22 protein-coding genes are annotated in these 23171 nt (G+C 59.5%); 19 read left to right on the forward strand and 3 right to left on the reverse strand.

Annotated features, from left to right (window positions below; genetic code table 11):
- The first annotated feature begins 3 nt into the window (after positions 1 to 3).
- The 17 genes from rplS (at position 4) to ACTM82_RS02165 (ending at position 16968) form a co-directional block, all read left to right on the forward strand.
- Positions 4 to 345 carry a 50S ribosomal protein L19 gene (gene rplS / locus ACTM82_RS02085; protein WP_117583231.1) on the forward strand — a complete coding sequence of 114 codons (342 nt, stop codon included), beginning with the start codon at positions 4 to 6 and terminating at the stop codon, positions 343 to 345.
- A 93-nt stretch (positions 346 to 438) separates the two neighbouring features.
- Positions 439 to 1227 carry a ribonuclease HII gene (locus ACTM82_RS02090; RefSeq protein ID WP_441054253.1) on the forward strand — a complete coding sequence of 263 codons (789 nt, stop codon included), beginning with the start codon at positions 439 to 441 and terminating at the stop codon, positions 1225 to 1227.
- Between the two features lie 188 nt (positions 1228 to 1415).
- Complete coding sequence (locus ACTM82_RS02095; RefSeq protein ID WP_154516246.1) at positions 1416 to 1901, forward strand: YraN family protein; 486 nt, start codon at positions 1416 to 1418, stop codon at positions 1899 to 1901.
- Positions 1901 to 3424 (forward strand): YifB family Mg chelatase-like AAA ATPase, encoded by a 1524-nt coding sequence (locus ACTM82_RS02100; protein ID WP_154516248.1) that lies wholly within the window; start codon positions 1901 to 1903, stop codon positions 3422 to 3424. The genes ACTM82_RS02095 and ACTM82_RS02100 overlap by 1 nt, the downstream gene beginning before the upstream one ends.
- Entirely contained in the window at positions 3424 to 4356 is a 933-nt protein-coding gene (locus tag ACTM82_RS02105; RefSeq protein WP_441054251.1) for a DNA-processing protein DprA, read from the forward strand. The genes ACTM82_RS02100 and ACTM82_RS02105 overlap by 1 nt, the downstream gene beginning before the upstream one ends.
- Before the next feature lie 14 nt (positions 4357 to 4370).
- On the forward strand, positions 4371 to 5708 hold the full coding sequence (gene trmFO / locus ACTM82_RS02110; protein ID WP_154516252.1) for a methylenetetrahydrofolate--tRNA-(uracil(54)-C(5))-methyltransferase (FADH(2)-oxidizing) TrmFO: 1338 nt from the start codon (positions 4371 to 4373) through the stop codon (positions 5706 to 5708).
- Positions 5709 to 5716: 8 nt separating this feature from the next.
- Positions 5717 to 6625 carry a tyrosine recombinase gene (locus tag ACTM82_RS02115; RefSeq protein ID WP_441088506.1) on the forward strand — a complete coding sequence of 303 codons (909 nt, stop codon included), beginning with the start codon at positions 5717 to 5719 and terminating at the stop codon, positions 6623 to 6625.
- Between the two features lie 230 nt (positions 6626 to 6855).
- Positions 6856 to 7584, forward strand: coding sequence for a 30S ribosomal protein S2 (rpsB, locus tag ACTM82_RS02120; RefSeq protein ID WP_055285135.1), 729 nt, complete (start codon positions 6856 to 6858; stop codon positions 7582 to 7584).
- A gap of 45 nt (positions 7585 to 7629) precedes the next feature.
- Positions 7630 to 8499 carry a translation elongation factor Ts gene (gene tsf / locus ACTM82_RS02125; protein ID WP_022094736.1) on the forward strand — a complete coding sequence of 290 codons (870 nt, stop codon included), beginning with the start codon at positions 7630 to 7632 and terminating at the stop codon, positions 8497 to 8499.
- 117 nt (positions 8500 to 8616) lie between these two features.
- Entirely contained in the window at positions 8617 to 9339 is a 723-nt protein-coding gene (pyrH, locus tag ACTM82_RS02130) for a UMP kinase (RefSeq protein ID WP_427717558.1), read from the forward strand.
- 2 nt (positions 9340 to 9341) lie between these two features.
- On the forward strand, positions 9342 to 9878 hold the full coding sequence (gene frr, locus ACTM82_RS02135; RefSeq protein ID WP_006236112.1) for a ribosome recycling factor: 537 nt from the start codon (positions 9342 to 9344) through the stop codon (positions 9876 to 9878).
- A gap of 1 nt (position 9879) precedes the next feature.
- Positions 9880 to 10674: an isoprenyl transferase gene (locus tag ACTM82_RS02140; RefSeq protein ID WP_441054250.1), complete on the forward strand. Its 795-nt coding sequence runs from the start codon at positions 9880 to 9882 to the stop codon at positions 10672 to 10674.
- Between the two features lie 2 nt (positions 10675 to 10676).
- On the forward strand, positions 10677 to 11576 hold the full coding sequence (locus tag ACTM82_RS02145; protein ID WP_441054249.1) for a phosphatidate cytidylyltransferase: 900 nt from the start codon (positions 10677 to 10679) through the stop codon (positions 11574 to 11576).
- Positions 11576 to 12763, forward strand: coding sequence for a 1-deoxy-D-xylulose-5-phosphate reductoisomerase (gene dxr, locus ACTM82_RS02150; RefSeq protein ID WP_441054247.1), 1188 nt, complete (start codon positions 11576 to 11578; stop codon positions 12761 to 12763). Before ACTM82_RS02145 ends, dxr begins: the two co-directional genes overlap by 1 nt.
- Before the next feature lie 25 nt (positions 12764 to 12788).
- A complete protein-coding gene (locus ACTM82_RS02155; protein WP_441054245.1) occupies positions 12789 to 14150 on the forward strand; it encodes a M50 family metallopeptidase in 1362 nt (453 codons plus the stop codon).
- 31 nt (positions 14151 to 14181) lie between these two features.
- A complete protein-coding gene (ispG, locus tag ACTM82_RS02160) occupies positions 14182 to 15246 on the forward strand; it encodes a flavodoxin-dependent (E)-4-hydroxy-3-methylbut-2-enyl-diphosphate synthase (protein WP_441088505.1) in 1065 nt (354 codons plus the stop codon).
- A gap of 12 nt (positions 15247 to 15258) precedes the next feature.
- The gene (locus ACTM82_RS02165) at positions 15259 to 16968 is read left to right on the forward strand and encodes a proline--tRNA ligase (protein ID WP_441054301.1); all 1710 of its coding nucleotides are present in this window, start codon (positions 15259 to 15261) and stop codon (positions 16966 to 16968) included.
- A 173-nt stretch (positions 16969 to 17141) separates the two neighbouring features.
- On the opposite strand, the gene ACTM82_RS02170 is transcribed toward ACTM82_RS02165, so the two are convergent.
- Both ACTM82_RS02170 and adhE read right to left on the reverse strand, forming a co-directional pair.
- On the reverse strand, positions 17142 to 17906 hold the full coding sequence (locus ACTM82_RS02170; protein WP_427717541.1) for a phosphotransferase: 765 nt from the start codon (positions 17904 to 17906) through the stop codon (positions 17142 to 17144).
- 87 nt (positions 17907 to 17993) lie between these two features.
- Entirely contained in the window at positions 17994 to 20642 is a 2649-nt protein-coding gene (gene adhE, locus ACTM82_RS02175) for a bifunctional acetaldehyde-CoA/alcohol dehydrogenase (RefSeq protein WP_154516260.1), read from the reverse strand.
- A gap of 329 nt (positions 20643 to 20971) precedes the next feature.
- On the opposite strand from adhE, the gene ACTM82_RS02180 reads away from it, so the two are divergent.
- Positions 20972 to 21748: a transposase gene (locus tag ACTM82_RS02180; RefSeq protein ID WP_441054241.1), complete on the forward strand. Its 777-nt coding sequence runs from the start codon at positions 20972 to 20974 to the stop codon at positions 21746 to 21748.
- A 196-nt stretch (positions 21749 to 21944) separates the two neighbouring features.
- On the opposite strand, the gene rpmB is transcribed toward ACTM82_RS02180, so the two are convergent.
- Entirely contained in the window at positions 21945 to 22133 is a 189-nt protein-coding gene (gene rpmB / locus ACTM82_RS02185; RefSeq protein ID WP_022094725.1) for a 50S ribosomal protein L28, read from the reverse strand.
- A gap of 450 nt (positions 22134 to 22583) precedes the next feature.
- Between rpmB and pyrR the strand changes: the two genes are divergently transcribed.
- The gene (pyrR, locus tag ACTM82_RS02190) at positions 22584 to 23168 is read left to right on the forward strand and encodes a bifunctional pyr operon transcriptional regulator/uracil phosphoribosyltransferase PyrR (RefSeq protein WP_138374176.1); all 585 of its coding nucleotides are present in this window, start codon (positions 22584 to 22586) and stop codon (positions 23166 to 23168) included.
- The last annotated feature ends 3 nt before the right edge of the window (positions 23169 to 23171 follow it).

Consider the following 23171-nt stretch of genomic DNA (forward strand, 5'->3'; position numbering starts at 1 on the left):
CACATGGATTACATCCGCGCAATCGAGCGTCAGCAGATCCGCGAGGACATCCCGCAGGTCCGCGTTGCCGACAACGTCAAGGTTCACTACCGCATTAAGGAAGGCGACCGCGAGCGCATCCAGGTTTTCCAGGGTGACGTCATCCGCATGGCCGGCGCCGGTGCCCGTGAGACCTTCACCGTCCGCAAGATTTCCTTCGGTGTCGGTGTTGAGCGTACCTTCCCGCTTCACAGCCCCAAGATCGCCAAGCTCGAGGTCGTCCGTCATGGTCGCGTCCGTCGCGCCAAGCTGTACTACCTCCGCGACAAGGTGGGCAAGGCTGCTCGCATCCCCGAGAAGCGCTAAGAAGATCGCAGCGTCTGTCCACTCGTTTGGACACAAGGGTCACCTTCGGGTGGCCCTTCTTTTTATCTGATTTCCATGCAAGGAGGGCCTGGTATGGCCAATATGACGAGCTCGATTTCGGCATCGCAGGTTGCCGGCGAGCTGGCGAGTGCCACGTTCGAGGAGATTCCCGCCCTCGTGGAGCACTATCGCGAGGATCCGCGCCAGCAGGTGATCAAGGCTTGCGAACGCGCACTTAAGCGCCATGCCAAGGAACTTTCCGAGCGCGAGCGCGTCAACGGCATGTACGAGCTTATGCATGAGCTTGGCGGCGATGGCGTGGTCGTTGGTGTTGACGAGGTGGGGCGCGGCTCTGTCGCCGGCCCGTTGACGGTCTGCGCTGTCTGCCTTCCCATGGAGCCGCGCGTTTGGGGCATTAACGATTCCAAAAAGCTCACGCCTGCCCGTCGTGAGCTGCTCTCGGTGCAGATTGCCGAGGTGGCTACGGCCATTGGTTTTTGCCATATCGCGCCTGCGGACATCGATGAGATGGGCATGGCCCGCGCCATCCGCGCTGCCGTTGCGGGCGCCGTGGCCGATACGGGGCTCGAGCCCGATTGCGTGCTTATGGACGGCAACCCTTTGGGCGCCGTTCCCAACGAGCGCGATGTGATCAAGGGAGATGCCAAAATCGCCTGCATCGCCGCTGCTTCCATTATGGCCAAGGTCACGCGTGACGAGATGATGGTCGAGTACGATGCCGAGTATCCCGAATATCATCTTGCTGAGTCAAAGGGCTATGCGAGCCCCGAGCACATTGAGGCTATTCGTAAACATGGCCTTTCTCCGTTGCATCGTGTGAGCTTCTGCGGAAATTTTTTGCAGACGGAGCGTCTTTTTTAAGGCAAATATGGAGACAGGGACTTCTGGGATTTTATAAACCAGCTGGTGGGGACCGCATGCAACGCAATTGTTGCATGCGGTCCCTTTTTTGTTTGTTTTTGGTTGGACTTTGGTTTTCTTTTGGTACTTACCCGCAAGAAAGGCGGCCCCATGATCGGGTCAATATCGTGCGCGGGAAAGGAGACCCCATGTGCGCCGCAAGTGCAAAGAGCAAGACGCAACAGCTCAAAGAGCTTTGGGAGAGCGGGGAGATTGATTGCGCGTCGATTACGCCTGGGTTCATTAAGGGCCTCAGTCCTCGAGAACTGGGCATGCTGGGCGAGCTTATTGCAATCGATTACTTTCGCGAGCGCGGCTATGCCCTCTTGGAACAGGGCTACCGGTGTCCCGAGGGCGAGGCCGATCTGGTACTGCTTGATGAACTTGATGATGTCGTGGTGATGGCTGAGATCAAGACAAGGCGCGTCGCCCTAGATTGCAACACGCGGGTCTTTCCCGAGGAGGCGGTGGACGCCCAGAAGCAGCGTCGCTACCGCCGTATCGCGAGTTGTTACCTTATGGATCACTATCCCCTTAAGGCGATTCGCTTCGACGCGGTGGGCGTTACTATCCGCGGCGGTCATATTGCGGAGATTGAGCATCAATACAACGCATTCGATTGGCAGGTATCGTGATGGCGTTTGACACCTTTGCCGTCCACGCTGCATGTATTCGTGGCGTCGAGGCGATTCCCGTCACGGTCGAGGTCTCGCTTGCCGGCGGTATTCCGGGTATCCAAATGCTTGGCATTCCAAGTATGGAGGTGATGGAGTCGCGTGGCCGCATACGCTGCGCAATGCGCTCGGCGGGATTTGAGATTCCACGAGCGGGCATTACCGTCAACTTGGCTCCGGGCGACATCCGTAAAACGGGCAGTGGTTTTGACCTGCCGATTGCCATCGCTGTACTGGCGGCCGATGGGCAGATTCCCCGCGACCATCTAGACCATTGCCTTATTGCCGGTGAGCTCGGGCTGGATGGTAGCGTGCTGCCCGTAAAAGGCGAGGTTGCGTTTCAGTTGTTGGCGCGTGATATGGGTCTGTCCTTTATTGCGGGAAGGTCGGATCAACATGTACCGCTTGCCGGTGTGGACTGTGGCTTTATCGACCATCTGTCTCAGCTCGCCCGCGGTATGGGCGAGGCGGCTCGGCATTATCTGGATTCCGAGGGTGTCGAGGCGTCGTTTGAGCCAGAACTTGATTATGCCGATGTGCTGGGGCAGGAGGTTGCCAAGCGCGGCATTGCGCTTGCGGCGGCGGGGGAGCTCGGCCTGCTTATGATTGGCTCGCCGGGTTCGGGCAAGACCATGCTCGCACGCCGCATGACGGGTATCTTGCCCGAGCTTTCTCTCGAGGATCAGCAAGAGGCGCTGTGCATCCATTCGGTCTTGGGCGAGAACATCGATGGTTTGCTGGCGGGACACCGGCCGTTCCGTAGCCCCCACCACAGCATTTCGACTGCGGGCCTTATTGGCGGCGGACGGCCGGTGCACCCGGGCGAGATTAGCCTAGCGCACGGCGGCGTGCTCTTTTTAGACGAGCTTGCCGAGTTTCCCAACAGCGTGCTGCAGACACTCCGTCAGCCCATAGAGCGCGGCTACGTCAAGATCGTACGCGTCGATGGGGCTTTCACGTTTCCCTCGCGGTTCCAGCTGCTTGCCGCGAGCAATCCCTGTCCCTGCGGCTTTTTGGGCGATCGCGAGGTGCCGTGCCGCTGCTCGGCTTCGATGGTTGAGCGCTATCGGTCTAAGCTACGTGGTCCCTTGGCCGATCGTATTGACCTTATGATTGACGTGACCCGACCCGACCCGCAGGTAATTATCGAGGGCGCCGAGGGTATGTCGTCAGCTGAACTACGTGACTATGTTGTGCGGGGTCGGGCATTTCGTGCCTGGCGTGAGTCCCGTATGGACGATGCAGATGCCGAGGCCGAGGACGATGAGTCACGTTCCATCGACGGCGTCGTTTCGACCTTTGCGCTCGATGGGGCGGCGGAAAAGTGCGTGCTCGGCCTGTCGAGGCGCACGCATCTCACAGGGCGCGGCATCGTGCGCTTGGTGCGTATCGCGCGCACGATTGCCGATGTTGCCGAAAGTGAGCGGGTAACCCAAGACCACGTGCTCGAGGCGGCGATGTACCAGGGGAGGAGGGACCAGTAATGCCCGAGGAGACTTTTGAGCTGCATCCCGATGATGCGTTGTATCCAGATACCGTTTTGGAGCTCTCCGATGTACCCCAGACGCTTTATGTGCGTGGCGACCCCGCCGCACTGTCGATGCCCGCGCTCTCCATCATCGGCGCTCGCAAGGCCTCGCCGTACGGCCTTGCCGTGGCAGAGCTGGCCGCAAAAGTTGCGGTCGAGGCGGGGGTGACGGTGGTCTCGGGCGGTGCGGTCGGCTGCGACCAGGCCTCGGGTTGGGCCGCGGTCAACGCTGGTGGCAGGCACGTCGTGGTGTTGGGTACGGGCGCCGACGTGGTTTACCCGCGCTCGAGTGCAGGGCTCATCGCGCGCACGATCGATACGGGCGGCGCGGTCGTGTCCATCTCGCCTTGGGGTATGGGGCCACGCAAATTTGCCTTTCCGCGGCGTAACCGGGTGATTGCCGCGCTTTCGCAGGCGCTCTTCGTGTCGGAGGCCGGCATGCCCTCGGGCACGTTCTCGACAGCGGAGGCCGCCATGGACCTGGGGCGCGAACTGCTCGCGGTACCGGGCTCCATTTTGTCACCAGAGTCGCGTGGGACCAACTACCTCATCGCCAACGGGGCCTGCTGCATTGTTGACGAGGAGTCTATTGAGATGGCCATCTCGCGAATTTACGGCACCCTGCGCTATTCGCGTCCCGATGCGCCCGGTATCGCCGATCTGGACCCCACGCAGCAGGCCGTGATGCACGCGCTCATTGCCTCGCCGCTCAAGGTCGATGACATTGCCGCGCTCGTCTCCCTCGATGCCGTCGGCGTGCTCAAACTCCTGGGCTCACTCGAGCTCGAGGGACTCATCGAGCGCATGATGGATGGAAGGTATGCGCCCTCAAAGTTTGCGCTTCACGCTCAGACGCCCTTCGGTCACAATGGAAAGCGTGTCAATTAGAAAGGTGTTTGCAGATGCTGTTTGATCAAGTGACGGTTATCGGTGGCGGTCTGGCGGGATCGGAATGCGCGATTCAGCTGGCAGATCGCGGGTTTGCCGTAAAGCTGTGCGAGATGCGGCCGCTGGTGACCTCTCCTGCCCACCATACCGATCACTTGGCGGAGCTCGTCTGCTCCAATTCGTTTAAGTCGACCCGACCCGATTCCGCCGCCGGCCTGTTGAAGGCCGAACTCGAGCGTATGGGTTCGGTGCTGCTCGACTGCGCTCATCGCGCTGCCGTTCCCGCTGGTGGCGCCTTGGCGGTCGACCGTGTTAAATTCTCCGAGCTCGTCGAGGCCGAGGTTGCCGCCCGTCCCAATATCGAGGTCGTTCACGGCGAGGTCACCCAGATTCCCGAGGGCCATGTGGTTATCGCCGCGGGTCCCTTGTGCTCGCCGGCGTTGAGCGGGGAGGTCATGAAGCTCGTCGGTGGTGATTCCCTGGCGTTCTTTGATGCCGCGGCCCCGATTGTCGATGCCTCGACGCTCGATATGGATGTGCTGTTCTCGCAGTCGCGCTACGAGGAGCAGGGGAGTGGCGACTATCTCAATGCCCCGCTCAACAAGGAGGAGTACGAGGCCTTTATCGAGGCGCTTACCACGGCCGATCGCGTGGTGCTCAAGGACTTTGAGGGCGGGGACCTCTTCCAGGCCTGTCAGCCAGCCGAGGAGGTTGCGCGCACGGGCAAGGATGCCATCCGCTTTGGCGCTATGAAGCCCGTCGGGCTCACCGACCCGCGCACCGGTCGCCGTCCCTGGGCGGCGATTCAGCTGCGCGCCGAGAACAAGGAGAAGACCGCCTATAACCTGGTTGGTTTTCAGACCAACCTGACCTTCGGCGAGCAGAAGCGCGTTTTTCATATGGTTCCCGGTCTGGAGAATGCCGAGTTTTTCCGCTATGGCGTCATGCATCGCAATACCTTTGTCGATGCTCCCCATGTGCTCGATGGGACCTTCGCCGTGCCCGGCACGGGCGTGCGCCTTGCCGGACAGATTACCGGTACGGAGGGTTACATGGAAGCGGTCGCGACGGGTCTCCTCGCTGCGCTCAATACCTATGCCGAGGCTATCGAGGTTGCTCCTGTCGAGCTGCCGCGCGTGGGCGCTCTCGGCGCGCTCGTGGGCTATGCGACCGATCCTGCTACGGTCGGATATCAGCCCATGCATGTTAATTTTGGCCTGGTGCCTCCCCTCGAGGACGGTAAACGCCGCAGCAAACGTGAGCGCTATCAGGCCTATGCGGATCGCGCCCTTAAGGCCTTGGATTCCTATCTGGAATCGCGCTCCGACCTGTTTGGGGGCGACCGGTCATAGCCTTTGACCTGTACGGTGCCGTCGACTCGTTCATAGCCTATATTGCACGCGTCGAGGGGATTTCTTCTAACACTGTTATCGCTTACGGCTCTCGTCTGGAGCGTTTTGCCACTTGGTGCGAGCGTGGGGATATCGATGCACGCACGGCGGACGTACGTACCGTTCGTATGTATCTGGCGGAGCTGTCGCGCGAGCAGGTGGCGCCCAGGACGATTGCGGCGCACCTGTCTGCCATTCGTTCGTTCTATCGATGGATGGCTGCCGAGGGTCTTATCGATGGAGACGCTGTCTCTGCGATTGCCTCGCCCAAGCTTCCACGCGATTTGCCCGGAGTGCTGACCACCCAGCAGGTTAAGGCACTGCTTGCAGCGCCAGACGTTTCAACGCCTGCGGGACTGCGCGATGCGGCGATGCTCGAATTGCTCTATGCATCCGGGGCTCGCATTTCCGAGCTTGCGGCACTCAATGTTGAGTCCATTGCTTGGTCCGAGCGAACGCTGCGGCTTTGGGGTAAGGGGAGCAAGGAGCGTATCGTGCCCCTGTATCGGCGTGCTCTCGATGTGACCCACCGCTATATTGAGGAAGGAAGACCGGAGCTTCTTGCTCAGGCAAAGCGTGGCGACGGTACGAACGGTGTGCATCCGCTGTTTATCTCGGCACGCGGCAACCGTATGAGCGCCGCCATGCTTAGGCGACGGTTTCATATGTTGGCGACGCTTGCGGGTATCCCTTCCGATATCGCCCCGCATGCGATGCGCCATACTTTTGCGACCGATTTGCTCGAGGGCGGAGCGGACTTGCGCTCTGTCCAGGAGTTGCTGGGGCATGCAAGCTTGTCCACCACGCAGATTTATACGCATCTCACGCCCGATCGGCTCAAACGCGCCGTTACCCAAGCTCTTCCGCGCGGCGAATAAGGCAGGAGATGGGTTCTATCCAATCGATCGCGCGGCCGTGTGTGTGGTTTTGATTTCGGGTTGGCAGAAAGATGTAATCCTGCTATCATTCATCGGGTTGCTTCACGGCAACAGGTTTTTATCACGCACGCGCGGCTACTTCATACCGTGGTGCCCGGGCTTTGGTAGCACATGTCCGGGTTGGTTTTGGAGGATGACCCCGCGCGGAGGCAAACCACAGGAGGTTTAACATGGCTACCAAGATTAATATCCGCACCCTGCTCGAGGCCGGCTGCCACTTCGGTCACCAGACCCGTCGCTGGAACCCCAAGATGAAGCCGTTCATCTTCGGTGAGCGCAACGGCATCTACATCCTCGACCTCAAGCAGACCATTCTTGACGCCGACCAGGCTTACACCTTCGTCAAGAACGTTGCCAAGGGTGGCAACGTGCTGTTCGTCGGCACCAAGAAGCAGGCTCAGGAGGCCGTCAAGAACGCCGCTGAGCGCGCCAACATGCCTTACATCAACCAGCGTTGGCTCGGCGGCATGCTGACCAACTTCGTCACCATCCGCTCCCGCATCAACCGCATGGAGGAGCTCGAGGCCATGGTCGAGGACGGCCGCATGGCTGTTCTTCCCAAGAAGGAGCAGGCTGTTCTGGGTAAGGAGCTCGCTAAGCTCCAGACCAACCTCGGTGGCGCCCGTGACATGAAGGGTCTGCCCCAGGCTCTCTTCGTCATCGACACTAAGCGCGAGGAGAACGCCATCAAGGAGGCCCAGCGCCTGAACATCCCCGTCGTCGCTCTGATCGATACCAACTCCGATCCCGACGAGGTCGAGTACGGCATCCCCTGCAACGATGACGCCATCTCCGCTGTCACCCTTATGTGCGAGCTCATGGCCGACGCTTGCCTCGCCGGCTCCGGCAAGGAGCAGGTCTCCGAGGCCGAGATGGCCGCTGAGCCCAAGGCCGAGTAAATCAGTCCTAATTAAGTCTTTTTCATCTCTTTGAAAGGAACCACAATGGCCCAGATTACCGCCGCTATGGTCAAGCAGCTCCGCGAGATGACCGACTCCCCGATGATGGAGTGCAAGAAGGCTCTCGTCGAGGCTGACGGTGACATGGACGCCGCTGTTGACGTTCTGCGTAAGAACGGCCTCGCTAAGGCTGCCAAGAAGGCTGGCCGCGAGACCAACGAGGGCGCTGTCGCCGCGTTCGTCTCCGAGGATGGCAAGACCGGCGCTCTGCTCGAGCTCTCCTGCGAGACCGACTTCGTCGGCTCCAACGCCAAGTTCACCGGCTTTGCTTCCAAGGTCGCCGAGGTTGTCGCCACCACCGAGCCGGCCGATGTCGACGCTCTGCTCGAGAAGCCGATGGGCGAGGAGACCGTTTCCTCCGAGCTCACCGAGATGATTCACATCATGGGCGAGAACATGAAGATCTCCCGCTTCGCCGCCCGCAAGGCCGAGAACGGCGCTCTCGCTTCTTACATCCACATGGGTGGTAAGATCGGCGTCCTCGTCGAGTTTGCTTTCGAGAAGGCTGAGACCGCTCAGGCTGAGTCCTTCAAGACCTTTGCCCACGACGTTGCCCTTCAGGTTGCCGCCGTCGCTCCGATCTGCGCTACCCGCGATCAGGTTCCGGCCGAGACCGTCGAGCATGAGAAGCAGATCTACATGGCTCAGGCTGCCGAGTCCGGCAAGCCCGAGGCCATCCAGGAGAAGATGGCTGTTGGCCGCCTGGAGAAGTTCTACAAGCAGTCCGTGCTCACCGAGCAGGAGTTCATCAAGGACAGCTCCCTCACCATCAAGAAGTACGCTGAGCAGGTCTCCAAGGAGCTCGGCGATACCATTACCGTCGTTGCCTTCGACCGTCTGGTCCGTGGCGAGTAAATAAGCTCTTGTAGCTGGTAATGAGCAGGCTGTGGGTTTTACTCACAGCCTGCTTTTTCATGCCTCTAAGCAGAGCCTTTGATATCATATTGAGAGTCTAATTAAAGGAGGATCGCTTTGTCCGACATCCGATATAAACGCGTGCTTTTGAAGCTTTCCGGCGAAGCACTGATGGGCGATGGCCACTATGGCATCGACCCCAAGGTTACCGACCATCTTGCCAAGCAGGTCAAGGAGCTGCTCGCCGTTGGCCATGAGGTCGGCATCGTTGTCGGCGGCGGCAATATTTTCCGCGGCATGGCTGGAGCTGCCGGCGGTATGGAGCGTGCTCAGGCCGATTACATGGGCATGCTTGCAACCGTTATGAACGCGCTCGCCCTGCAGGATGCCTTCGAGCATAACGATGTTCCCTGCCGCGTTATGAGTGCCATCCAGATGAACGAGATTTGCGAGCCCTATATTCGTCGTCGCGCCATCAATCACCTGTCCAAGGGCAATGTCGTTATCTTCGCAGCCGGCTCGGGCAATCCGTACTTTACGACTGACACCGCCGCGGCCCTTCGCGCCTGCGAGATCGGTGCGGAGATTCTGATTAAGGCCACCAAGGTCGACGGTATCTACGACAAGGATCCCGTCAAGTGCGCCGATGCCGTCCGCTTTGACAAGATCACCTATCACGAGGTGCTCGTCCGCGGCCTGCAGGTTATGGATTCCACGGCTACGGCCCTGTGCCAGGATAACCGTATGCCCATTTTGGTCCTCAACATCGATGGCGAGGACAACGTCAAGCGCGCGCTTTCGGGTGAGCCCGTCGGCACGCTCGTCTATCAGGAGGATTAAGCATGGCAGAGAACATCACCGCCCACATGGACAAGTCGCTCGAGTCCCTCAAGCATAACTTCTCCAAGGTCCGTACCGGCCGAGCCAACGCTAACATTCTGTCCGACATCACCGTCGATTATTACGGTGTTCCCACGCCGGTCACGCAGGTAGCCGCCGTAAAGACCCCCGAGGCCCACATGCTGCTCATCGAGCCGTGGGATAAGGCGCTTATCAACGCCATCGTCAAGGCCATCGGCGCTTCCGATCTGGGTATTACCCCCAACTCCGATGGCACCGTTGTTCGTCTTCCGTTCCCGGCTCCCACCGAGGAGCGCCGTCGCGAGCTCGTCAAGGAGTGCCGCGAGTACGCCGAGCAGGCTAAGGTGTCTATCCGTAACATCCGTCGCGACTTTAACAACAAGCTCGAGCGCGATGAGGAGCTCACCGAGGACGACGTCCGCCGTGAGCAGGCCAAGGTGCAGAAGCATACCGACGAGTATGTCGCCAAGGTCGAGGAGCTTCTGAAGGAAAAAGAAGCCGAGGTCATGGAGATCTAAGGTGCATTACGACGAGAACAAACTGGTCGAGTACTTTGCCGACGCCCCTGCGGGCGTCGGTTTTTCCGACCTAGACCTCAATAATATTCCACATCATATCTCGTGCATCATGGACGGCAACGGTCGCTGGGCTACGGCGCGAGGTCTTGCCCGTACCGAGGGCCACAAGGCGGGTATCGTCTCCCTTCGTGAGATCATTACCGCCTGCGTGCGTCTGGGCGTCGACGTGCTTTCCGCCTATGCGTTTTCAACCGAAAACTGGAACCGCCCGCAGCATGAGGTTAACGTCTTGATGCATCTGTTTGCCAAGACGTTTATCGATGAGCTGCCGCTTCTGAAGCGCGAAAACGTGCGTGTTGTCTTTTTGGGCGATATTTCCGCGCTGCCCAAGAAGACCCGCGACGTTTTTGAATGCGGTCTTGCCGAGTGCGCCGATCACACCGGTATGACGCTGGCGCTTGCCGTCAACTACGGCGCTCGTGCCGAGATTACGCGTGCTGCCCGTCAGCTTGCGCTCGATGCCGCCTCCGGCAAGATCGATCCTGCTGCTATCGACGATGATATGGTTGCTTCGCACCTGTACACCGCCGGTCTTCCCGATCCCGAGCTGGTCATTCGCACCTCCGGCGAGCTACGCCTTTCGAACTATCTGCTGTGGCAGGTGGCTTATTCCGAGTTCTATGTCACCGATACCTATTGGCCTGACTTTGATCGTTGGGGCCTTGTCGACGCCATTTTGGCCTTTCAGGGCCGTGACCGTAGGTTTGGTGGACTGAGCAAGACCGAGGAGGCTTAATCGTGTCCGATCGTCCCAAGGCATCTGCTCCCAAGACGCCTGCGCGCAAAGCTGCCGCTGCGGGAGCGCCTGCAGCGAAGAGCGGCACCGGTTCCTGGCTTGCGGGCTTTATTACCCGTGCCGCCGCCGGTATCGTCTACGCTGTCGTCTTTATCCTGTGCCTGGTTTTGGGTATCGTGCCCACCGCCATTTTTGTCTCTGTCATGAGCGGGCTTTGCTGCTTTGAGTTTTTCCGTATGACGAGGCTCGATGGCAAGGTCGCCAACGAGCATCTGGGCATTATTGCCGCCGTGCTCTTTCCGTTATCGGCGCTTGGCGATTCGCTTTTGCTGAACGCCCTGCTTTTTGCACTGATGCTCGCGGTGGGCATTTGGTATGTTTGGTCGCCGCGTACCCGCATCTCTGATGTGGCCGTGACGCTCATGGGTCCCATCTACACAGGCTTTATGCTGTCGGCTATTGTGCTGCTGCGCGATGCCGTGCCCGGTTTTGCCGGCGCCCTGCTTTCAGTGGGTGTTTGCGCGTCCCTTTGGGTCTCCGATTCGTTTGCCTACATCGTGGGCAGCCGTATCGGCAAACACAAGATGGTTCCCAAGATCTCTCCCAAAAAGAGCTGGGAGGGGTTTGTCGGCGGCATTCTGGGCTCGGTTCTCATCTGGCTCATTTTGTGGGTGACGCATTTCTATAAGCTGAGCTTGCCCTATGCGCTGCTTTGCGGCGTGGTTGTGTCCATCCTGGGCGTTATCGGCGACCTTATCGAGTCGCGCATCAAGCGCGGTGTGGGCGTCAAGGATTCCGGTAACCTTATCCCGGGCCACGGCGGCATGCTCGATCGTAGCGATTCGCTTATCTTCGGCTGCATCACCGCGCAGCTGATGCTGATGATCGGAGGCGTGCTGTAATGTCCTTCCAGACGACCTATGGCTCCGATGGACGTCTCCGTGTTGCCATCCTGGGCTGTACGGGCTCTATCGGTACCCAGGCGCTCGATGTTTGCCGTCAGCATGCCGATCGTCTGCAGGTGACGGCGCTTTCCGTTAATTCCAGCACCTCCGAGCTCGTTGCAGCTGCCCGCGAGTTCTCGGTTCCGGCGGTTGCCGTGGCCGATGTCGCTCATGGCGATGACGCCGTGCTGCAGGAGTTGCCCGAGGGAACGGAGCTCGGCGTAGGTGCGCAAGCGGTTTGCGAGCTCGCGCGTCGCGACGATGTTGACTGTGTTCTTGTCGCTATTGTGGGCGCCGCCGGTCTCGAGGCGAGCCATGCGGCCTTGACCTCGAATAAGCGCCTTGCCCTTGCCAATAAGGAGTCGCTCGTTGTTGGCGGTGACCTGCTGATGCCGTTGGCTCAGCCCGGTCAGCTTATCCCGGTCGATTCCGAGCACTCTGCAATTTACCAATGCTATCTGGGTGAGAATCCGCGCGAGGCCCATTGTATTTGGCTTACCTGCTCGGGCGGTCCGTTCTTTGGCCGTTCGCGCGAGGAACTCGACCGTGTGACGCGCGCCGATGCCCTGGCGCACCCTACGTGGGCTATGGGTGCCAAGATCACGATTGACTCCGCTACCCTCATGAACAAGGGCCTGGAGCGTATCGAGGCGATGCACCTGTTCGGTTGCGACCTCGACTTTATCAACGTGGTCGTTCAGCGCCAGTCAAAGATTCATTCGATGGTCGAGTTTGCCGACGGCTCCGTGATGGCGCATCTCGGGGCATCTGACATGCGCATTCCCATCCAGTTTGCCTTCTCGTATCCCGAGCGCTGGGATACTCCGGCTCCGCGCATCAATTTCCGCGAGTTGGGTCAGCTTACCTTTGATGCGGCCGACATGGATACGTTCCGCTGCCTGGCGCTGGCCGAGCGTGCGGGCAAGACGGGCGGCACCATGCCGTGCGTGCTCAATGCCGCCAACGAGGTCGCCGTCGATGCCTTCCTGCATGATGGCTGCAGTTTTACCGATATCGATCGCATTGTGGAATCCTGTATGGATGCGCATGATGCGCAGACGGTCGATTCGTTTGAACAGCTTCGCGGTATCGATGCGTGGGCGCGTGAAAAGGCCGCGCAAGTGCTCGCCGCAACCCGTTCTTAACCCATAAGGATTGCTTTTTCGTTTTATGGAAACTGTTCTGAGCGTTCTCTCATCGGTCTTTTGGGGCCTGCTGATGCTTTCCGTCCTCGTGTTTTTGCACGAGGGCGGCCACTTTTTGGCGGCGCGTGCCTGCGGCGTCCGGGTGACTGAGTTCTTTTTGGGCCTGCCGTGCCGCTTTGATATCCACTATACGTCTCGTCGGATCGGAACCAAGTTTGGCGTGACCCCGCTGTTGCTGGGTGGGTATGCTGCCATCTGTGGCATGGATCCGACCGATGTTTCGTATGCCGATCGCGTGCTTGCCGCCATCTATCGCCACGGCCGTGTGACGGTGGCCGATCTTGCCGTCGAGCTTGAGCTGTCCGAGGAGGATGTGCTCGAGGCCTGTGCTTTGCTGCTGGGTTGGGGCTCCATAGCTCCTTGGTATGAAGAAGGGGAAAAGCCTTCGCCTGGTTACTATCCCACCAAGTACCAGACCCTGCCGCGTGACGCGGCGGGTTATACCACCTTTGACGGCCGTCGGTTCGATCGCGAGCACGCGACAGTCGAGGGCGATGTATGGGAACTGCTGTGCGGCGAGGCTGAATTCCTTGCACGCGAGCGCTCGCACACCTATTTGGGTCAGGGCTTTGTCAAGCGTGCCTTTATGCTGCTTGCGGGCATTATCGTCAATATCCTGACGGGCTTTTTGCTCCTTATGAGCATCTATTCCATTGCGGGTGTCACGGTGCCGGTGGACACCAATGTGATCGGCCAGGTTGACGAAGGCTCGATTGCCTCTGCGGCGGGAATCGAGGATGGCGACGCGATTCTTTCGGTCGACGGAGTATCGTGCTCTACCTGGATGGACGTTTACGATGCCATTGGCAAGGCTGCCGGTAAGGACGATATCGCCATTGAGTACGAGCGTGACGGCAAGAAGCATTCGACCACGGTTGCGCTCAAAGAGGACGAACGCCTAGGTGTGTATGTCTCTACGCAGGTGGTTCGTTTAGACCCCATCACGTCGGCTCGCCTGTCGTTCTCCTATGTCGTGCAGACAGCGGAGGGCGTGATGCGCCTGCTCCAGCCGCAGCATACGATGGAGATTCTCGATCAGTCCTCTTCGATCGTGGGTATTAGCGTTATGTCCTCGCAAGCTGCTGCTGCCGGCCCTGCCACGTTCCTTTCGTTTGCCGCCCTCATTTCGTTCTCGCTTGGCTTTATGAACCTGCTGCCCATCCCGCCACTCGATGGCGGCAAGTTGGTCATCGAGATCATTCAAAAGATTGCGGGCCGCGAGCTTCCGCTCAAGGTCCAGACGATTGTGAGCTATGTGGGCATCGCGCTCTTTGCGCTGCTGTTTGTCTATATGCTTCGTTCCGACATCCTTCGATTTATTCTGTAGGGGAGTGTTTGGATTGTCTTTATCCCATCCTTTGCCTCGCGAGTTGACGCGCCCCGTGCATGTGGGCGGCGTGCAGATCGGTGGAGGCGCGCCGGTGGCGGTCCAATCCATGACCTGCACCGATACCGCTGATGCCCAGGCAACGCTTGCGCAAGTGTGCGCGTTGGCGCAGGCTGGCTGCGATATCGTGCGCGTGAGCGTGCCCACCGAGGCCGCGCTTGAGGGTTTCCGCACCATCTGTGCCGAGTCTCCGGTGCCGATCGTTGCCGACATCCACTTTAACCATAAGCTCGCCATTGGTGCCGTTGAGGCCGGTGCTGTCAAGCTACGCATCAATCCCGGCAATATCGGCGATTGGGCCAAGGTTGACGCGGTGATCGATGGTGCGGGTGCCGCGGGCTGTGCGATTCGTATCGGCGTCAATGCTGGTTCGCTTGAGCAGGATATCGCTGAGCGCGACGACCTCACGCAGCCCGAAAAGCTCGTGATGTCGAGCGAACGTTTCGTCAAGCATTTTGAAGACCGCGGCTTTACGAACATTGTGCTTTCGGCCAAGGCCCATAGCGTGCAAACGACGCTCGACACCTATCGTGCCCTGTCGCGTGAGATTCCCCACGTTCCGCTTCACCTGGGTGTAACCGAGGCGGGTACCAAGCTGCAGGGCACCATCAAGAGCTCGGTGGGCCTTGGAATCCTGCTGTCCGAGGGAATCGGTGACACCATGCGCGTTTCGCTCACGGCCGATCCGGTTGAGGAGCCGCCGGTCGCCTGGGGAATTTTGCAGTCGCTGGGCCTGCGTCGCCGCGGCCCCGAGATTGTCTCGTGCCCCACGTGCGCCCGCTGTCAGGTTAACCTGATCGCAATCGCCGAGGAAGTAACCGAGCGGCTTAAGAACTATGCCGCGCCGCTTTCGATTGCCGTCATGGGATGTGCCGTCAATGGCCCCGGTGAGGCTTCTGATGCCGACCTGGGCGTTGCTTGCGGACGTGGTCAGGGCCTGCTCTTTTCGCACGGCCAGATCATTGGTAAAGTAGCGGAGGACCAAATTGTCGACGCGCTTATGGCCGAGGTCGACAAGCTTATTGAGGAGAAATAAATGACCCGAGCAATGTATATGTCTAAGCTGTATGCTCCGACGCTCAAAGAGGATCCGGCCGACGCTGAGCTTGCGAGCCATCGCCTGCTGCTCCGTGCCGGTATGATCCGCAAGGAGGCCGCCGGTCTCTATTCCTATCTGCCGCTCGCGTGGCGCTCGATTCGCAAGATTGAGAACATCGTGCGCGACGAGATGGACGCCGCCGGCGCCCAGGAGCTCATGATGCCCATCATGGTCGATGCCGAGCTGTGGCGCGAGTCCGGCCGTATCGATGCCTATGGCAAGGAGCTCGTGCGCTTTGATGACCGCCACGGCCGCGAGTTCGTGCTCGGCCCCACGCACGAGGAGACCGTGACTGCCCTGGTGCGCAACGAACTGCGTTCATACAAGCAACTGCCGGTGAATCTCTATCACATCCAGGACAAGTTCCGCGACGAGTTCCGTCCCCGCTTTGGCCTGATGCGCGGTCGCGAGTTCATCATGAAAGACGCCTACAGCTTTTCTGCCACGCAGGAGAGCCTGCAGGAGGAGTACGACAAGATGAAGCAGGCGTACGCCAATATCTGCGAGCGCTGCTACATCAAGGCCCTGCCCGTCGTCGCCGATTCCGGCGAGATCGGTGGCGATACCTCCGTCGAGTTCATGGCGCTGGCAGAGGCCGGCGAGGCTTCGCTGGTCTACTGCGACGATTGTGGCTTTGCTGCCGATGACGAGGCGGCAAGCACCAAGGTCGTTGTGACCGAGGGCCCCGGCGACGGCACACTCACCAAGGTCGAGACTCCGGGTATGGGCACCATCGAGGCCGTCGCCAAGTTCTTCGGCTTCCCCGAGAACGGTACGCGCAAGTCGCTGGCTCTCATCGACGCCGAGGGCAAGCCGGTTGTGGCCATCGTTCCGGGCGATCATGAGCTCAACGACTGCAAGGCCGAGCATGTCTTTGGCAAGGGCTATCGCATGATGACCGACGAGGAGCTCCAGACCTACGGTCTGCATAAGGGCTTTATCGGACCGGTTAACCTGCCCGAGGGCATTCGTCTGGTCTGCGACGAGAGCCTGCGCGAGTCCAAGCAGTGGGCCTGCGGTGCCAACGAAGTCGACTATCACTTTACCGGTGCCTGCCCCGAGCGCGACTTTACCGTCGACGAGTGGGCCGACCTGGTTACCGTCGTTGCCGGCGACCCTTGCCCGCACTGCGGCAAGCCGCTCTCCGCTGCTCGCGGCATCGAGGTTTCCCAGGTCTTCCAGCTGGGCACCAAGTACTCCGAGGCCATGGGTGCCACCTTTATGGACGAGGACGGCAAGGAGAAGCCGCTTATCATGGGTTGCTACGGCGTGGGCGTGTCCCGCTCGCTCGCTGCCGTCGTGGAGCAGCACAACGACGAGCACGGTATCGTTTGGCCGGTCTCTGTTGCCCCGTACGAGGTTGCGGTGATTCCGCTCGACCCCAAGAAGGAGGAGTGCGCTTCTGTTTGCGAGCAAATCGTCGAGGGTCTGTGCGCCGAGGGTATCGAGGTTGTCGTTGACGACCGTGACGAGCGTCCCGGCTTTAAGTTTGCCGACAACGACCTTATGGGCTTCCCTTATCAGGTGGTGCTCGGCAAGCGCGGCCTTAAGAACGGCACCGTCGAGCTCAAGGATCGTGCCACGGGCGAGCGCGAGGATGTGGCGATCGATGAGATTGTCGCCAAGGTCGCTGAGCTTGTGAAAGCAGCCCGTCGTTAATCGAGCCCGCTGCGTTTAGTGCACTTGTTAAGCGGCCCTGCGTCTCTCGAGGTAGAGATGCAGGGCCGCTTTTGCGTCTAAGGGACATTTGTTGCTAAAAGGAAAACCCCGCAGCCCATACGAGCTGTGGGGTTTTCCTTTGTGCCTCCGATGCGAAATAAATCGCTCAGATATTACTGATAATCGACGACGTCGATCCAGTTCTTAAGGAACTCATCGTTCACGTTGCGCTTACGAGCGAGCTCGGAAGCGGCGACGATGCTCGTCCACTGACGCACGACCTGCATGGGCATGTCGGCGCGATCGCAGTAGAGCTCCAGGTAGGCCTCGGCCTGGTCCTTGCTGTTGAGGGCAAAGAGCAGGTAGGTGGTGGCAACGTCGGCAGCAGGGGAGCCCTGGGTGGCGTGTGCCCAGTCGCAGACGTACAGCTGGCCGTCGTCGCCAACGATGACGTTGGAGGGGTTGAAGTCGCCGTGGCAGACCTTGAACTCCTTGGTCATGCCGTCCAGACGCTCCTGAAGGTTGTAGCGCGTGGTGGCATTGAGCTGATCGAGGCTGTCGATCATGCGGGCGAACTTGTCGCGCTGGCGGTTGAGCAGCGGGGAGGTGTAGCCGTGGATCTCGATCTGGAGGTCGACGAACATCTCGAGGTACTCACCAAAGCGCTGGGGCTCGGCAGCCATCTTCTCGGCAAGGGTGGTGCCCGGAACCTTCTCGGTCACGAGCGCCCAGCCGTTGGCGTTCTCGAGCTGAGAAACCTCGAGAGCCTTGGGGCTGCGGATGCCGCACTCATTGATGCGGGCAAGATTCAAAGCCTCGTTGAACACGTCGGAGACGGGCTTGGTCTCGTTAAAGACCTTGACGATCTTGTCGCCCAGGTCGTAAACGACTTTGTTGCCGCGACGGACGAGCTCGGTCTTGGATTCGGGGAGCAGCATGATTGCATCCTTTCAACGATGCGATAGAAGCAGCGGCGGGGGCGTGCGTGCGCCCGTTCACCCCCGCCAAAATAACCGTGCTAAAAACTAGCAGACGGCGTAGTCCTGGGGCTCGCGGCCATAGTAGGCGTCCAGGTAGAGCTCCTTGATCTCGCTCATGAGCGGGTAGCGCGGGTTAGCGCCGGTGCACTGGTCGTTGAATGCCTGCTCGGTCATCTCGTCGAGGGTGTCGAGGAAGTACTGCTCGTCAACACCGTAGTCGGCGATGGTCTTCTTGACACCGATGAAGTCCTTGAGCTCCTCGAGCTTCGTGATGAAGTTCTCGAAGACCTCCTTGTCGTCCTTGCCCTCGATGCCGCAGTACTTGGCCATCTCGGCGTAGTTGTGCAGCGCGTTGGGGTAAGGATACTGGGAGAACGTTCCCATCTTGACGGGAGCCTCGGCGGCGTTGTAGCGCATGACGCGAGTCAGGATGATGGCGTTGGCGATGCCGTGGGGCAGGTGATGGAAGGCACCGAGCTTGTGGGCCATGGAGTGGTTGAGGCCCAGGAAGGCGTTGGCGAAGGCCATACCGGCCATGCAGGAGGCGTTGTGCATCTCCTCGCGGGCATGCGGGTCCTTGGCGCCGTTTTCGAAGCTGGAGGGCAGGTTCTCGAAGACGAGCTTGGCAGCGCGCTCGGAGAGGCCCTTGGTGTAGTCGGAGGCCATGATGGAGACATAGGACTCGATGGCGTGGGTCATGACGTCGATGCCGGAGGCGGCGGTCAGGCCGCGCGGGGCGGTCATACAGTTGTCGGCGTCAACGATAGCCATGTTGGGGAGCAGCGCGTAGTCGGCGAGCGGCCACTTGATGCCGGTCTCCTTGTCGGTGATGATGGCGAACGGCGTGCACTCGGAACCGGTGCCCGAAGAGGTCGGGACGGCGACGAAGTAGGCCTTCTTGCCCATCTCGGGGAAGGTGAAGATACGCTTGCGGATGTCCATGAAGTCCATGGCCATGTCCTCAAACTTGCACTCGGGGTGCTCGTACATCATCCACATGATCTTGCCGGCGTCCATAGCGGAGCCACCACCGACGGCGATGATGACGTCCGGCTCAAAGAGAGCCATCTGCTTGGCGCCGCGACGTGCGCACTGCAGCGACGGATCGGGCTCGACGTCGTAGAAGCAGTCGTGGGCGATGCCCATCTCGTCCAGCTTGGCCTCGATGGCGCGGGTGTTGCCATTCTTGAAGAGGAACTGGTCGGTGACGATAAAGGCGCGCTTCTTGCCCATGACGCTGCCCAGCTCGTCGAGAGCGACGGGCGTGGAACCCTTCTTGAAGTAGACCTTCTCGGGAGCGCGGAACCACAGCATGTTCTCACGGCGCTCGGCCACAGTCTTAACGTTGATCAAGTGCTTCACCCCAACGTTCTCGGAGACGGAGTTGCCGCCCCAGGAGCCGCAGCCCAGGGTCAGAGACGGCTTCATGCCAAAGTTGTACAGGTCACCGATGCCGCCGTGCGAGGACGGGGTGTTGATGACGATACGGCAGGCCTTCATGACATGCTCGAACAGGCTGATCTTCTCGGCCTGGGCGGGATGCACGTACAGAGAGGCGGTGTGGCCCGGGCCACCGGCGAGTACCAGGTGCTCGGCCTTGTCGACGGCCTCCTGGAAGTCCTTGGCGTGATACATGGCCAGGACAGGGGAGAGCTTCTCGTGGGAGAACTCCTCCTTGGCGGGGTCGGTGGAGGTGACCTCGGCGATCAGGATCTTGGTCTTGGCGGGAACCTCGATACCGGCGAGCTCGGCGATCTTGGCGGCAGCCATGCCGGGGATGCGGTGATCGAGAGCGCCGTTCTTGAACATGGCGCCGCGCAGGGCCTCCATCTCGGCACCCTGCTTGACGAAGTAGCAGCCGCGCTTCTGGAATTCGGCCTTAACCTGGTCATAGATGGTGTCGATGACGGTCACGGACTGCTCGGAAGCGCAGATCATGCCGTTGTCGAAGGTCTTGGAGTGGATGATGGAGTTGACGGCGAGCAGCACGTCGGCGGTGTCGTCGATGACGACCGGGGTGTTACCGGCGCCAACGCCCAGGGCGGGCTTGCCCGAGGAGTAGGCGGCCTTGACCATGCCCGGGCCACCGGTGGCGAGGATGATGTCGACATCGCGCATGACCATGTTGGTCAGCTCGATGGAGGGGACATCGACCCAGCCGATGATGCCCTCGGGGGCGCCGGCCTTGACGGCGGCGTCAAGCACGAGCTTGGCGGCGGCGATGGTGCACTTGGCGGCAGCCGGGTGCGGGGAGATGATGATGGCGTTGCGGGTCTTCAGGCTGATCAGCGTCTTGAAGATCGCGGTGGAGGTGGGGTTGGTCGTCGGGATGACGGCGCCCACGATGCCGATGGGCTCAGCGATCTTGGTGATGCCGTAGGCCTCGTCGCGCTCAATGACACCACAGGTCTTGGTGTTCTTGTAAGCGTTGTAGATGTACTCTGCGGCGTAGTGGTTCTTGATGACCTTGTCCTCAAGAACGCCACGACCGGTCTCCTCGATGGCCATCTTCGCCAACGGGATACGAGCCTTGTTGGCGGCCATGGCGGCCTCGTAGAAGATCTTGTCGACCTGCTCCTGCGTGTACGTAGCAAAAAGCGCCTGGGCCTCTCGCATCTGAGCGAGTTTAGCCTCAAGCGCCTCTACGTTGTCTACAATTGCGGGAGTAGTGTTTTCCGGTGACTTTTTCACCATTTGTGTCTCCTTGCGATCGGAGATTTACCCTACGTGTTGCATGATAGCAAGAAATTATTCGGCGAACGGTAAGATTCCCGTAAAAGGCACACTAAAACGCTTCAACCTGCTGAAGCGTTTTAATTAAAAATATCGCCTGGCATTTGCCCGCTCATTGGGGACAGACTTATATGAGTGCTTTCACTCATTTGGGACAGACATCGTTTTGCCATTTCGCTGTTCTGGACCTGTTATTGCCGCTTATTGGATATAAATAGATCACAGGCTCAGCATTTCGCGTTGCTTCTCTCCTTTTAGGTGTTGCCTGTACAGTTTTGAAAGGAGAGATTATGCCCCGATGTGCCCGCGCCGTTTCGATCACCGGCTATTACCATGTTTATGACCGAGGCAACTCCAAGCAGATTATTTTTGAAGATGACTCCGACCGCTATCGTTTCTTGACGGATATCTCGGACAGGTTTGCGCGCCATAAAGTGGCGGTGTTGGCTTGGTGCCTTATGGACAACCACTTCCATTTGATGGTTGATGACCCTTATGACAACCTTTCAAAGGCGATGCAGTGCGCATTGACGGCGTATGCTAAGTATTTCAATGGGAAAACGGGAAGAACGGGCCATCTGTTTGACAATCGCTATTCGCGGGTTGCGGTTGAGTCGGATACGCAGGCGGTGCAGCTGCTCGATTATATCCATCTCAATCCCGTGAAAGGTGCGCTCGACTCACTCGAGGCGTACCGATGGTCAAGCTTCAAGGCCTATCAGCTGGGCTACGATCCCTTTGACATTTGTGATGCGGCCCCTATGCTCGATATTGTCGGAGGCTCCCGTTGCTATTGCGAACATCTCAAGGAAGCTGCCGGGCGCATCTGGTCGGTGGAGGTTCTTCCACGCCGTCGGATCCCCGATGAGGAGGCCCTTTCCGTTGCGCGCGAAGTCCTGCCGAGCATAGATCCTACGCTGCTTAAGGCCCTGCCACGCCCCGAACGCGATGCCTGCCTGCTGAGGCTCCGGCAGGCACATCTCACGGTCAAGCAAATTGCCCGTATCACCGGTATCGGCGCTACAAGTGTGACCAAGGCCACTGCGGGCTGGAAGGAAGCTGCGTGAGGCAGGGGCCGGAGCTAGTCGGGGCGCCGCAGACACGCATCATGTCTGTCCCCAATGAGTGAAAACACCCATGTAAGTCTGTCCCCAATGAGTGCAAAAAGGCGCCCTCCACAAGAGAGGACGCCTTTGGTAAGTTCTATGTGAACGCGAGGTCTTTGACCCGGAGAGTCCGAGGTACTTGTTGGTAAGACCTTATTTAGGAGCGCGCAACCTTGCCAGACTTAAGGCAGGTGGAGCAAACGTTCATCTTGCGACGGTGACCATCGACGACGACGTAGACGCGCTGGATGTTGGGGCGGAACTTACGGTTGGTGACGCGGTGAGAGTGGCTGATGGAGCGACCGGCAACGGGGTGCTTACCGCAAACTTCGCAAACTTTGGACATAACTGACCCTCCTTGGGCGACAAACGAACATGTCGCGTTAACAAACAAGCCTGAACTATAGCACAGAAGCAGTTCCCTGTGCGTAATCTACACAGAGATATTTCTCTTATGGCGATAGTGCCCACGCTACGGCCCTGGACGTAGATCCGATTTGCGTGTAGCAGAGGGGATTATGCCAGCTCGCATCGACGTTTTCAAGCTTGTCCCGCAAATATATATAGGTTTATGGAGCGTTGAGTCCGTTTGCGGATTGCTCCGTATTAATGCTCGCAATTAAGCTCGGGGTTGGCTACACTATCCCTTGACCATTAAAGGGGTACGAGATACCCACATGGATTTATATTGCTGCCATAGAGCAGTCCTTCCTGTGGGTGTCTGGTCCGCTTTGAGCGGTCGGGCATCTATTTTTTTGACTGTATCAGCAGTCAAGACATGTGAGGAAGGAGATCGATGGGCACGACTTCCCCCAAGGCGGTCATCATGGACGAGACCGCCGTCAACCGAGCGATGACCCGCATCGCGCACGAGATTCTCGAGCGCAACGAGGGCTGTGAAGACCTCGCTCTGGTCGGCATCGTCACGCGCGGCGACCTTCTGGCAAAGAAGCTCGCCGAGGCGATCAAGGAGATCGAGGGTGTTGACGTTCCGCTCGGCAGCCTGGACATCAGCTTCTATCGCGATGACTATGCGACTAACTTCGCTCCCGCGATCCACGCCACCAACATTCCCTTCAGCGTCGACGGCAAGCGCGTCGTTTTGGTGGACGACATCCTGTACACGGGTCGCACCATCCGCGCCGCTCTGGACGCCGTTATGGACCTGGGCCGTCCGAGCCGCATCGAGCTGGCAGTTCTCGTTGACCGCGGTCACCGCGAGCTCCCTATCTCGCCGGACTTTGTCGGCAAGAACGTTCCCTCGTCGCACGAGGAGAACGTGCACCTATATATGAAGGAAGTTGACGGCCGTACCGCTGTCGAGATCAACGACGTCGCGCCGGGTTCCCACGTGGGCTCCGCGCCGCTGGGAGGTGAGTAGTAC

Source organism: Collinsella sp. HCP3S3_E5 (assembly GCF_052067635.1).
Lineage (GTDB): Bacteria > Actinomycetota > Coriobacteriia > Coriobacteriales > Coriobacteriaceae > Collinsella.